The organism is Paenibacillus sp. J22P165, assembly GCF_059692015.1.
Window position 1 is genome coordinate 23930 of sequence record NZ_JCAUAP010000004.1, and the last position, 11971, is coordinate 35900.

An 11971-nucleotide genomic window follows, 5' to 3' on the forward strand; every position below is an offset into this window, starting at 1 on the left:
CCCTGCAAATCAGTGACAGTTCATTTACCTATGGATTTGATTGCCTTGTGAATCGTATTGGCGAATGTGCCCAATAAGCTCATCGCGGTTTACCCAAGAGATGCCGACCTTCTGATCAGCAGCGCCATAAGCCATAATCAATTCTTCGCCGACAAAAATACCAGCGGTGGTAAATAAGCACGGAGTTGGGTAGTCAGAGGGCATTTCCCATTCTTGCTGGGCATACATTAACCGATCTGAGCAGCGATGTGTGACCATAGGGAAGTCGTTCTCCTGCTCTTTCACGATCATGAAGGATTGTGTATACCCAAAGTAAATATCTTTCTTACCATGATACGACACAAGCCATTCCCCATCGCCAATTGAAAGTGGCGGCCAAGAAGCGCCTACCTTGTTAGCTTCCCAATCGAAGAGGGAGGTTGCGAGTAATCGATGAGTTGCTTTTGGGGATGCAAAATCTTCAATGTGCTCTGCGGCAGCCAAAAAAATCGATGGTCGGGTCACTTCGTCGCCTTGCGGGAACGGCTTAGGGTTCATTGGACGATGGAGCATCACGTATTGCGGCTTGCCGTCGATCAACATTTTCTCAGGGAACAAGAAGACGTCACGGTTATCACTAACATGACCCTCAGATAACGGGCACACGTACTGGAATGCTTCCTCATACTTGCCCTCGCTAAGTTTATCGAGATGCAGTCTATACAGCACGGTCACGGTGTCATTTGTACGAGCGGTTTGGGTGAAGGCATCATCTCCTTCATGAACCCAATCGGGTACATACTCATACCTGGTTATGACCGGCGGATCCTGATCTTCCAACCAGTAAGGGCCTGGAGGGAACATCCGGCAGGCAACGGACACATAGAGTTCGTCTTCGATGTAAAAAATACGCGGATCCTCAATGCAACCGTTCGAATAATCGCGTACACGCTTGCCGTGGATATCTGTTATATAGATATCTTCTTTCTCCTGCTTTAAGCCAGGAATAATCGCAGGGCGACCGAAATCTGCTTGCCAAGTTATTCCTTTATCATCACTGAAAGCATATCCAAGAAAAATCGGATAGGGGTCATGTTTGCCTTCCTGACGCGCCTGTGGCCATGGTCCAGTTGCCCGGAACAGCATGTGAAGCCGCTCAGACTTAGGATCTTGCACGATAGCGGGGTTGAGCACCATTTTATTAGCCCAATCGCAGTCGGGTTGAGGGGTAAGTGCAGGTGTTGGCGAATAGCGGAATTGAGGTAGCATGAGTAGGTGAGCCTCCTATAATATGTTGCTAGTATCAGCATACAAACTCTCAGTCTAGTCGAAAAGAGACAGGAACGACATCGTTTCGCAAAAATGTCGTTTTTGTTATAGTATACATACGAGGAGGCTGATTCTTATGTCCACATCTCATGAATCGCCACAATTAGCAATGCGCTATACCGATCTGGATATTAAGATTCCGCTTGGCCCCATGTTAATCAATCTGATCTACATTAACTATGAAGCACCGATTGCTTCGTGGGGATACCCTAACCACTGTCACAGCAGTTATGAGTTACACTACATTACGCGAGGAAAAGGCACACTAGAGGTAGCGGAAAAGACGTTTCACATAGAGCCGGGTACTTTTTATTTAACAGGTCCAGGCGTCTATCATCGGCAGCTTGCTGACAGTGAAGATCCAATGGATGAATTTTGCATTAATTTCGAAGTAAGACTGCGAAAGCGGAAGCCACAAAAGAACGATACGTATTTGACCCAAGAAACGAAAGACATATGGCATACATTGTTGAACACTTCCTTCTGGTTCGGACAGGATGAGCTGGGGACCGTCGATCTTTTTCGTAGCATCATGGACGAATTTGAACAGCAATGGCTCGGTCAATATACCGTGATTCAGAGTCTCGCTACCCAAATTATTGTCAATGCGGTGCGTAGTTTTGCAGGGGAGAGGCGTTCCACTTACCACATTCCCAAGAAACTGCTGAATGATTCCAGACGCTTCCTGGCGGATGATTACTTCCGACTTCCGCATAAGGATATGAGTTCCAAGGAGCTTGCGGCTCAAATAGGTATTAGCCAGCGTCAATTAGAACGCCTCATGCAGAGTTATTATGGTGTGACTTTTCGAGAAAAACTGCAGTTCAGCCGAATGGAAAAGGCGAAGGAGCTCCTGCGCAACATGGCACTTCCCGTTAACGCGGTAGCAGATCAGATTGGGTATACGTCGCCAAGCTATTTTACGAAACATTTTCGGAGCTATACAGGTTTAACTCCCGTGCAATTCAGACAGCAATATGGAGTTCAGTCAGAAACGGCTTATATCCGGTAATCCTATCAAAGAAACACTTCCAATTTCAGGAATCCATTTCGGTTTTTAGTACGACAATCTGTCAAAGTAAAAGGTAGAATACTCCTAAGAAGAAGGAAGGAGTTTTACAATGACGACACATTCAATAGGTATTATTATGAACGGCGTGACAGGACGCATGGGAACGAACCAGCACCTAGCACGCTCCATCGTCGCTATTCGCGAACAAGGCGGTGTGACACTGCCCAATGGCGATAACATTATGCCTGACCCGATATTAATTGGACGGCAGGAGAAGAAAATTAAGGCACTAGCAGAAAAGTACGGCGTTGCCCGTTGGAGTACGGATTTGGATGCCGCTCTTGCGGATCCTTATAACGAAATCTATTTCGATTCGCAGACGACGGTGATGAGGGCAGAGAGCTTGCGCAAAGCTATTCGTGCGGGGAAACATATTTATACGGAAAAGCCAACAGCTACCAGCTTGGAAGAATCACTTGAATTAGCTAGATTGGCAAGGGAAGCGGGTTTGAAGAACGGCGTCGTTCAGGACAAACTATTTCTTCCTGGCTTGTTAAAGCTAAAGCGTTTGGTGGACTCCGGTTTTTTTGGGACTATTCTATCTGTCCGAATGGAGTTTGGCTATTGGGTGTTCGAAGGAGATTGGCAGCCAGCTCAACGGCCATCTTGGAACTATCGGAAAGAAGACGGCGGTGGAATTATCGTCGATATGTTCGCGCATTGGCGGTATGTATTGGACAATTTGTTCGGAGAAGTGCGCTCTGTATCTTGCCTCGGTGTCACTCATATCCCACAACGTGTGGACGAACTCAATCAAGTCTATGAAGGCACAGCAGATGATGCTGCCTACGCAACATTTGAATTGGAAGGCGGCATCATCGTACAAGCCAATTCGTCATGGGTAGTTCGAGTGGATCGCGATGATTTATTGACCATTCAAGTTGACGGTACCGAAGGAAGCGCGGTCGCGGGGTTACGTGAATGTAAAACGCAACATCGCGTCCAAACACCAAAACCAGTGTGGAATCCAGATATTCCGAACCCGCATTCATTCCGTGAACAATGGCAGAATGTGCCTGATAATATGGTTTTTGATAACGGATTTAAAGTGCAATGGGAAATGTTTCTTAAGCATGTAGTGGCAGATCAACCGTTCAAATGGGACTTGTTCGAAGGAGCGAAAGGTACTCAACTAGCCGAACTTGGGTTGCAGTCGTGGAAAGAACGACGCTGGATTGATATACCGGAGTTAAAGCTGTGATAAATAGTAAGCGGAGAGCTTGAACGGATCTCAAGCTCTCGATATTAATCTTGATTAGGGGGAAACCACGTTGTCAACGGTGTTGAAGCTCCTACGAACAGGAGGAACGTTATCTCCTTACACGCCAGGGCGAAGCGGTTCGTTCGCGCAACCGCAAAAGCCACTTATTAGCCGTACGGCGTTTTCTGCGGCTCATGTCGTTTGCGATCCGTTTGCTGACACGAATCCACTGCATGATTCGCGAATAGATTGGGATGCCACGCTAGCTTACCGAAGGCATTTATGGTCGCTCGGTCTTTCAGTCGCCGAGGCCATGGACACAGCTCAACGAGGCATGGGTCTGCATTGGACACGTGCGCAAGAGCTTATCTCTCGTTCTATTTCGGAGGCAAAAGCAGTGAATGGCCGCATCGCTTGCGGTGCTGGAACGGATCATCTTTTGCCATCGAATGAGGTAACACTCGAGGATGTTGAGGCGGCATACGAGCAGCAATGCGCGTTCGTCGAAGGAGAAGGCGGGCAAATTATACTTATGGCAAGCCGGGCACTTACCGCCGCTGCTCGGGGACCTGAAGATTATGAAAGGGTATACAGCCGCATTTTAAGCCAAGTCTCTCAGCCTGTAATCTTGCATTGGCTTGGAGATATGTTCGATCCTGCACTCGCAGGGTACTGGGGTCATCGGGATCTGAATGAGGCTATGGATGTTTGCTTGAGAGTCATTCACGCTCATGCAGATAAGGTGGATGGGATTAAAATTTCGCTGCTCGATGCAGATAAAGAAATCGCAATGCGTCGGCGTCTGCCGAGCTCGGTTAAGATGTATACCGGAGACGATTTCAATTATCCAACCCTTATCCGTGGTGACGAGTTCGGATATAGTCATGCACTCCTTGGTATATTTGATGCGATTGCACCTGCAGCATCTGCTGCCATTCAAGCGCTTGATCGAGGAGATATGGCGGCATACGAAAGAATTCTAGAGCCGACTGTCGCACTTTCTCGTCATATTTTTCAAACGCCTACTTATGCTTACAAGACTGGCATCGTATTCATGGCTTATTTGAATGGACACCAATCCCACTTTCGCATGCTAGGCGGACAGGAAAGCTCGCGTTCGCTTACTCATTTATGTGAGTTATTTGTACTTGCCGATAGAGCTGGGCTCCTCGTGGATCCCGAACTAGCAGCGGAGCGGATGCGACTCGTGTTGGCTTTGCACGGTATTATTTAACAACTCCGCAAGTTCATAAAGAGGAGGGCTTAAGAGATGTACAGTCAACCTTCGATGTCACGTCTTAGTTTGAATCAAATAACAACGGATAACTGGAGTTTGCGAGAGGCAGTCGATGGATGCGTTCGTGCCGGCATTCCGTGGATTGCACCTTGGAGACACAAAGTAGCTGAACTGGGACTTAATGAAAGTGTGAAAATCATTAAAGACTCTGGCTTGCGCGTATCTAGTCTATGTCGAGGGGGCTATTTTCCTGCGGCAACAGCGGCTGAACGAGAAGCACGTCTGGATGATAATCGGCGTGCTGTTGATGAAGCAGCAGCGCTAGGAGCAGAGACTCTCGTTCTCGTTTGTGGCCCTGCTCCCGACCGCGACATCGATCGTGCTAGGGGGTGGGTTCAAGAAGGTATAGACCGTCTAGTCCCCTATGCAAAAGAAAGAGGTATTAAACTTGGCATCGAACCGCTTCATCCGATGTATGCGGCAGAACGGTCTGTTATTGTCACGCTGGGTCAAGCCAATCAAATGGCGGAGCAATACGCAGCAAGTGAAGTAGGCGTCGTTGTAGATGTGTTTCATGTCTGGTGGGATCCCCAGTTGTATACCGAAATACGCAGGGCAGGCAATCGCATACTAGGCTTTCACGTATCCGATTGGATCGTTCCGACGCCAGATTTGCTTCTTGGCCGAGGTATGATGGGCGACGGCGTGATAGAGCTAAGAAGAATACGTCAAATGGTTGAAGAGGCAGGTTATAAGGGTCCAATTGAAGTTGAAATTTTTAATAGGTCGATCTGGGATCAGCCCGGAGATGAAGTAATTACTACAATGATACAGCGATACACGGAATATGTGTAAAGGTTATTCTAGGTCAATCAAACGTCTAAATAGACGAGGGTAGGCAGGTGGTAATTATTCATGATGCGGATTTCGTAGCGCAGTTGCTCTATTGGAGAGAGGATGATGTAAAAGTCATTGTCTCAGATGATCAGATGAAGCAAACGAAGCTGAAGCCCAAAGTCAAAAAAAAATATACGAAACGAAAGACATCAGGTAAAAAGGGATGCTAATCAGCTTTACGAAAAGAAAGCGCTTGTCTCCTGTAAAACTCCGAACTACAATGGATGAAAGGGTTTCCAAGTTGGGAGATATAAAGGAGGCGAGCCCATCATGACGTTTAGAAAACTATATCTTCCACATCATGGTGTCCACTTGTATGAAAGCCAGCATCGGGATGGTAATGTTGTAGGTAGTCATCATCATGACGTCTATCAATTGTTATATGGGATGGAGGGCGAAGGACAAATAACGCTGAACGGTAAAACCTACCCGATTGGGCAAGATGTAGCCGCATTGATTGTGCCCTATTCCGAGCATGCGATTATTACGACCTCCAAATTGACACTTCTGGTGCTTGCCTTTCACCGAACTTCGATCGATATCTATGCGCAAGAGGAATTGCTCGGCAAGTTCTTCAGAGCGTCTTCCCTGTTAAAACTGAATGCGTTTGCAAGCAGTGAGCTTCGGAGATTGCTACGTAAAATGCTTTACGAGCAATTGCAGGAAGATTTACTGAACACATTTGCAATTAAGCTGCATATGGAAGAGCTTCTGCTTGAACTTGCCCGTTCCCAACAAATTCCTCATACGCCTGATGCGAACTCACTTCGCGCGGAACGCATTTGTACCTATATAGATACCCACTATTTCGAACCCATCACATCGACAGACATTGCCGTTCGGATGAATATGAGCGTACGGCATGTGAGCAGTATTTTCAAAGAACGATATCAGAAAACGCCATCGCAATACTTAACCGAAGTACGTATTGGAATTGCCAGCAAACTTCTGTTAGAAACGGATAAAGATATCGTCTCCATTTGCTTTGAAGTAGGCTATGAGACGGTGTCCGCCTTTTACCGCACCTTTAGAAATATGGTAGGCATGTCCCCGAATCACTTTCGTCAATCAGTCAAACGAAATTTAACCGTAGACAATTTAGATTTAACGCCACCGAATTTCTCCGATGACGTCAGTTCTTAGGTATAGTAGTTTACTTCTTTATCTCCGTCTCAGTTTTCTCAAAACCGATAAAGTTGCCATAAAGTTCTTCTAATGCAACACCCACATGTTTGTGAGACCTTTGGCCTTTCAAATCTGATTTTGCACCGTCACGTAAAGATCTTGCTCTCATGGACGAAGCAACAACTAGCGAATACTTGCTTCCAATCTCAAGTAGTTTATCAATTGAAGGATATAACATTCAATTCACCTCATCCCTTGTACGATTTTTGGATACATTTTTTGCAATGTACTGTGTTCCTTCATATGACTGATTTCAAATATACTCCGTCATTCCTTTCTCCTTCAGCAGATCGACGATATCTTTAACAGATTGCGCTTTGTCTTTGGGACATATTAAAAGTGCATCCCCAGTATCTGCAATGATGAAGCCGTCTACGCCAATTGTTGTGATTAGTCTACCATTTCCATATATGATTGAATTTCGTGTATCTATGCCCATATGATTAGCTTTAATAATATTTCCTGACGGATCCGGAGGGAAGATAGCGCCGAGCGCATCCCAACTGCCAATATCATTCCAGCCAAATTGACCAGACAGAACAACGACTTCATCGGAGCGCTCAAGGATCCCATAATCAATCGAAATATTTTGAAGAGTTGGATAGATGTTTGTAATGATTTCCTCTGCTTGATCCGTACCCAGAAATTCGCTGATTGGAAGCATTGTTTTATAGAGTCGAGGTAGGTAACGCTTGAAATTATCAATAATGACGGAAGTTTTCCAAATGAATATACCGCTATTCCATAAATAATTACCGGATGACAGATAGCTTTGTGCTTTCTGAAAGTTTGGTTTTTCCACAAATTCAGCTACCTCGTATACGGCAACAGGATTTGTAGAGATAGGTTCTTTATCAAATGCGATATAACCGTACCCGGTAGAAGGGAATGTTGGCTTTATTCCGATGGTAACAATTTTGTCTGTCGTCATTGCGACCGTACAAGCTTCGTCTAACGTAAGCCGAAATTGTTCTTCATCGGTTATATAATGATCAGAAGGCAAGACGACCATTACGGAATCACCGTGTGATTTTTCTATTGATAATGCCGCGAAAAGTATGCTTGCAGCCGTGTTTCTGGCAACGGGTTCGATCAATATGTTGCTTTTAGAAACACTACTATGCATAATGCTTTCCATTAGAACCGCTTGAGAACGATTCGTAACAATAACGGTGTTTTCTTGAGGGATAATGCCTTTGAATCGTTCAATCGTATCGTTTAGCATAATATCATTTCCACTAATATTTAGAAGCTGCTTTGGAATCTCTTGTCTAGAGAGCGGCCAGAAGCGAGTTCCGCCCCCACCAGCAAGGATAGTAGCAAATTTATTCATGATGCATCACCAAATGGGCTATGGAGAAAGAAATGATGCTCTCAGAGCCTTGATTAAGGTTCAGCCCTGTGGCATGGATGCCATCGTAACAAGCTCCAGTTTGAGGGTCAATGAGTGAGGTTTTTAATGAATTATGGCCTAAATACCATTCATAGCATAAGGCTGCTACTTTCAGATAAGCTGGGTCATTGAGCACGATCGCGGCTTCATTACAAGCAAGAAGCATTTCACAGGCTTCAATCGGTTGTTCGTCGTAGAGTGCGGCCTTTTCACCCCGCAACTGCCAGCCATGGCTGCCAATTGGCTTATAATACCCTTCTTTAGTAAAGGTTTTGGATACTAGAAAATCCAAGCTTTCTTTAGCCGTTTCCCTCAAACTGATGTTTTTCGAGATGTGTGATGCTTTTAAAAGTGCCCATGGCAGCATGGAGTTTCCGTAGGTAAGGCTGTCTTCAAACCAATTCCAACCGTTTCCCTTATTGCGATCAAATTGCTTGTGCAGTCGGACCGCTATTTTTTCGATCAAACTGATAATGAAAGCTCTTGGTAGAAATTCTTTCTCTACTGCGGTGCTTGGCGTGTGGGGATAGGGGAAAGAGTATGTTAAAGCACCAGGGGTTTCTATTAAATAACTTAGACCGATTACTGCATAGGCTCCAGCACGAGGAGAACCTAGCTTCTCGATATGCGGTAATGCCTGATTGATTAAGTAACGGCATGTATTAACTACATTATCGGGGAGCAAGGAGGAATGAGCGAGAGCGAAACCTAATGCCCATAGTGTGCGTCCTTGACAATCCTCAGAGCCGCTATCCTCCATGAAAGAACGGTTATAGTCCATGAAATTTCTAAAGTTACCATCTGTATTCTGTGCGTGATAAATGAAGGAAATATAAGTGTGAATGAGGTCTAACGTACTGGAGTCTTTTTGGCTGCTGTACAATAAAATGGCTGCGATTAAAGCCCGCGCGTTATCATCTGTTGTATAACCTTTCGACCGGTCGGGCACTCCAAATTTGGTGTGTTGAAAAATGCCTGTATCATCCGTTATCCTGCGCATGTAATCAGACTTAAATTGCAGTATCGTTTGTACTTGCATTACATCACTCCTAAGTGTTTAACTTTAGATTCTGAATCAACTATTTTTTCTTTGAAGATGGCAGCATAGGTTTTAGCTATTTCGTTCCAGAGCATAGTTCTTCCGAGTTCCAATGTGCGATTTTCCATTTCAGCTATTTTAGAAGGGTCATTTAATAACTGAAGGATGCAAGCTTCCAAAGAGGCCGAATCGCGAAAGTTAGCTAGTAAACCTCTGCCCTCTGCCAGCATTTCCTCGGCATATCGGTAAGGTGTGGAGACAATAACCCTTCCATAACCGACTCCATACGCCAATGTTCCGCTAACAGCTTGATCCTTTCCTAAATAAGGAGTCATATAAATGTCTGACATGACCAGGGATTGAATGACTTCATCTTGCGTTAGAAGCTTATCGACGAAGCGAACGTTATGGGTTAAATCAAATTCCTCTACAAGATTCATCAGCTTTTGTCTGTATACCTCGCCTGTTTCTTGTTTAACGACTGGATGAGTTTTCCCCCAAACTATATAGAGTGAATCCGGATGCTGTTTGACCACGCCCCGCATGGCTTCAATGCTGTACTCAATTCCTTTGCCAGGGCTTAAAAAGCCAAAGGTGGATAATATTTTCCGATCTGCAAAGCCATACTGCTCCTTAAGCTCTGATCTTGAACCAGTCTGAACATGGGGGACGCCATGGTGAATGAAAGCAATTTTGGCGGCATCAACGCCATAAATGGAGATCAAATCGATCACCGTAGATTGTGCCATCGTGACAACAGTAACACTAAGCTCTGCAACTCGATTCATGATGTGACGCTGCTTGGCAGAGGGTTTCGATAACACGGTATGAAAAATGACGATAAACGGTATAGTCAATCTTTCGACAAATGGAATCAAATATTCACCGCTTTCTCCACCATAAATACCGAATTCATGCTGAATAACGAGAAGATCAACGTCTGATGTACTAAGATAATCGGCTGTCTCTATATAATCTGACAGTTTATGTTGGTCAATTTCCTTCATCACTTGGTCTTCATAGTCGTAAGTTTCGTTGTTATTGATGGCAATGATACGAGGCTTGTTAAAGCCTTTGATGTGTTGGAGTTCATCTAATAAATCTTGTGTAAATGTAGCTATACCGCATTCTCTCGGCAGGCTAGTGCCTAGAAAAACGATATTTCGATTACTGCTTGTAACCTTCATATAATGAGCCTCCAGGTTGGTTCGCGATTTTTGGAACACAAAAAAAAGAATCTAAAGATAGATCTTTAATTCTTTTGGGGGAAGGGGTATGATGTTTTCAGAAAATTCAAAATTATTTCCTGATACAACTATATCATGACCATTTTTTCTTGTCAATTTATTGACTCTCCAATCCACACCCTGTATATTTATGGAGGGGGTGTATGTGTGTCAGTCATACGCAGTAAATTAAAAGAAGTCATGGAAAATCACGATCCTAAGTTATCGATACGTAGGCTCGCTAAAGAGATTAACTACCACTTTGACTCCGTTCGTCGTATGTATAAGGATGAGATGGTACAGTATCCTAGGGATTTATTGCTAAAGCTTTGTCTGTATTTTAATGTCCAGCCTGGGCAGCTCATTGGCATCGAAATGGATGAGGAAAGTGATTGGACGATAGATGCATCGATGGATTATCAGGAGGACGTCAATGACAAGGAAATCGATTAAAACGGAGAGCTGCAAGCAGCTTCTGGAAACGTTTTATGATAACCCTCGAGTAACAAAAGTACAGAAACTAGTGTTCTCCGGAGTTGGAAATCGCGATGTATACAATATAACGGCCCCGTTTCAGTACGACGGGGAGGAAGTCCTATTAGGAAGAGTTGAGGAACGGGATAGTGAGTTCTCTCAAGTCTTCTTTTTTACATGCAAGAATCAGATTTGGAGCCCCCGAATACATACACATACGTATAACTTACAGGATCCATGTATGACCATCATTAAAGGTGAACTAATCGTTGGCGGAGTTGAAGTCATCACGGCTGTCGATAATCCAAGTAAAATTGTGTCGTGGGTTACTCAATTTTATCGTGGGTTTCAAATAGATTCATTGTGTCATTTCTCATCTGGGCCCGGTACGATGAAGGATATTCGTCTCATAGAGCTTATCGACGGTAGAGTAGGTGTATTTACTAGACCGCAAGGAGCAAGAGGCGGAAGAGGGCAAATTGGCTTTACGATCATCAACTCGCTGGAGGAGCTCAATGAGCAAACCTTCATCCATGCAGAAATTCTGAAAGAGCAATTCGTCTCCGAAGAATGGGGCGGTGCGAACGAAGCACATTTACTGGCGAATGGTCATGTGGGCGTTCTGGGACATGTAGCCTGCTTTGATACCGTAGGAAATAAGCATTATTACTCTATGGTCTTTGCGATAAACCCTGAGACCTGTGAGAAAACACCCATGAAAATTATAGCGACAAGAAGTGATTTTCCCAGAGGTCCTGGCAAACGGCCAGATCTAGAGGATGTCATTTTTAGCGGTGGGCTTATACGGTCTGGCAATGGCCGCGCAGTCCTTTCTGTTGGCGTTAGTGATGCGGAGGCATATCAGATAGAGATTCCTGATCCATTTATGGAGTATGAATAGGAACGAATTGGGTTTCAATAAAATTTGACTAGATTTTA

At 44.7% G+C, this 11971-nt stretch carries 13 protein-coding genes; 8 read left to right on the forward strand and 5 right to left on the reverse strand.

The window, feature by feature from the left end:
• Positions 1-24 precede the first annotated feature (24 nt).
• Positions 25-1248 carry a glycoside hydrolase family 130 protein gene (locus AC58QM_RS10515; protein WP_497283683.1) on the reverse strand — a complete coding sequence of 408 codons (1224 nt, stop codon included), beginning with the start codon at positions 1246-1248 and terminating at the stop codon, positions 25-27.
• A gap of 136 nt (positions 1249-1384) precedes the next feature.
• On the opposite strand from AC58QM_RS10515, the gene AC58QM_RS10520 reads away from it, so the two are divergent.
• The 6 genes from AC58QM_RS10520 (at position 1385) to AC58QM_RS10545 (ending at position 6858) form a co-directional block, all read left to right on the forward strand.
• Positions 1385-2320, forward strand: coding sequence for an AraC family ligand binding domain-containing protein (locus tag AC58QM_RS10520; protein WP_497283684.1), 936 nt, complete (start codon positions 1385-1387; stop codon positions 2318-2320).
• Between the two features lie 109 nt (positions 2321-2429).
• Entirely contained in the window at positions 2430-3581 is a 1152-nt protein-coding gene (locus AC58QM_RS10525; protein ID WP_497283686.1) for a Gfo/Idh/MocA family protein, read from the forward strand.
• 70 nt (positions 3582-3651) lie between these two features.
• Positions 3652-4815 (forward strand): dihydrodipicolinate synthase family protein, encoded by a 1164-nt coding sequence (locus AC58QM_RS10530; RefSeq protein ID WP_497283687.1) that lies wholly within the window; start codon positions 3652-3654, stop codon positions 4813-4815.
• Positions 4816-4851: 36 nt separating this feature from the next.
• Positions 4852-5673: a sugar phosphate isomerase/epimerase family protein gene (locus AC58QM_RS10535; protein WP_497283688.1), complete on the forward strand. Its 822-nt coding sequence runs from the start codon at positions 4852-4854 to the stop codon at positions 5671-5673.
• Positions 5674-5720: 47 nt separating this feature from the next.
• Complete coding sequence (locus tag AC58QM_RS10540) at positions 5721-5885, forward strand: hypothetical protein (RefSeq protein WP_497283690.1); 165 nt, start codon at positions 5721-5723, stop codon at positions 5883-5885.
• Positions 5886-5985: 100 nt separating this feature from the next.
• The gene (locus tag AC58QM_RS10545; protein ID WP_497283692.1) at positions 5986-6858 is read left to right on the forward strand and encodes a helix-turn-helix domain-containing protein; all 873 of its coding nucleotides are present in this window, start codon (positions 5986-5988) and stop codon (positions 6856-6858) included.
• Positions 6859-6868: 10 nt separating this feature from the next.
• On the opposite strand, the gene rpoZ is transcribed toward AC58QM_RS10545, so the two are convergent.
• From rpoZ to AC58QM_RS10565, 4 genes are all read right to left on the reverse strand, one after another.
• Positions 6869-7078: a DNA-directed RNA polymerase subunit omega gene (rpoZ, locus tag AC58QM_RS10550; protein WP_497283694.1), complete on the reverse strand. Its 210-nt coding sequence runs from the start codon at positions 7076-7078 to the stop codon at positions 6869-6871.
• Positions 7079-7153: 75 nt separating this feature from the next.
• On the reverse strand, positions 7154-8233 hold the full coding sequence (locus AC58QM_RS10555; protein ID WP_497283696.1) for a mannose-1-phosphate guanylyltransferase: 1080 nt from the start codon (positions 8231-8233) through the stop codon (positions 7154-7156).
• A complete protein-coding gene (locus tag AC58QM_RS10560; protein WP_497283698.1) occupies positions 8226-9332 on the reverse strand; it encodes a glycoside hydrolase family protein in 1107 nt (368 codons plus the stop codon). Before AC58QM_RS10560 ends, AC58QM_RS10555 begins: the two co-directional genes overlap by 8 nt.
• Complete coding sequence (locus tag AC58QM_RS10565) at positions 9332-10519, reverse strand: glycosyltransferase family 4 protein (RefSeq protein ID WP_497283699.1); 1188 nt, start codon at positions 10517-10519, stop codon at positions 9332-9334. Before AC58QM_RS10565 ends, AC58QM_RS10560 begins: the two co-directional genes overlap by 1 nt.
• A gap of 207 nt (positions 10520-10726) precedes the next feature.
• On the opposite strand from AC58QM_RS10565, the gene AC58QM_RS10570 reads away from it, so the two are divergent.
• Both AC58QM_RS10570 and AC58QM_RS10575 read left to right on the forward strand, forming a co-directional pair.
• Positions 10727-11011, forward strand: a complete 285-nt coding sequence (locus tag AC58QM_RS10570; RefSeq protein WP_235550500.1) for a helix-turn-helix domain-containing protein — start codon at positions 10727-10729, stop codon at positions 11009-11011.
• Entirely contained in the window at positions 10992-11933 is a 942-nt protein-coding gene (locus AC58QM_RS10575; RefSeq protein WP_497283701.1) for a DUF1861 family protein, read from the forward strand. The genes AC58QM_RS10570 and AC58QM_RS10575 overlap by 20 nt, the downstream gene beginning before the upstream one ends.
• Positions 11934-11971: the final 38 nt, after the last annotated feature.

What these genes read in the sequence shown, in the direction of transcription:
- AC58QM_RS10525 (WP_497283686.1), top strand. Translation starts at nt 2,430, where the DNA reads ATGACGACACATTCAATAGGTATTATTATGAACGGCGTGACAGGACGC.
- AC58QM_RS10560 (WP_497283698.1), bottom strand. Translation starts at nt 9,332, where the DNA reads ATGCAAGTACAAACGATACTGCAATTTAAGTCTGATTACATGCGCAGG.
- AC58QM_RS10515 (WP_497283683.1), bottom strand. Translation starts at nt 1,248, where the DNA reads ATGCTACCTCAATTCCGCTATTCGCCAACACCTGCACTTACCCCTCAA.
- AC58QM_RS10520 (WP_497283684.1), top strand. Translation starts at nt 1,385, where the DNA reads ATGTCCACATCTCATGAATCGCCACAATTAGCAATGCGCTATACCGAT.
- AC58QM_RS10545 (WP_497283692.1), top strand. Translation starts at nt 5,986, where the DNA reads ATGACGTTTAGAAAACTATATCTTCCACATCATGGTGTCCACTTGTAT.
- AC58QM_RS10555 (WP_497283696.1), bottom strand. Translation starts at nt 8,233, where the DNA reads ATGAATAAATTTGCTACTATCCTTGCTGGTGGGGGCGGAACTCGCTTC.
- rpoZ (WP_497283694.1), bottom strand. Translation starts at nt 7,078, where the DNA reads ATGTTATATCCTTCAATTGATAAACTACTTGAGATTGGAAGCAAGTAT.
- AC58QM_RS10535 (WP_497283688.1), top strand. Translation starts at nt 4,852, where the DNA reads ATGTACAGTCAACCTTCGATGTCACGTCTTAGTTTGAATCAAATAACA.
- AC58QM_RS10565 (WP_497283699.1), bottom strand. Translation starts at nt 10,519, where the DNA reads ATGAAGGTTACAAGCAGTAATCGAAATATCGTTTTTCTAGGCACTAGC.
- AC58QM_RS10575 (WP_497283701.1), top strand. Translation starts at nt 10,992, where the DNA reads ATGACAAGGAAATCGATTAAAACGGAGAGCTGCAAGCAGCTTCTGGAA.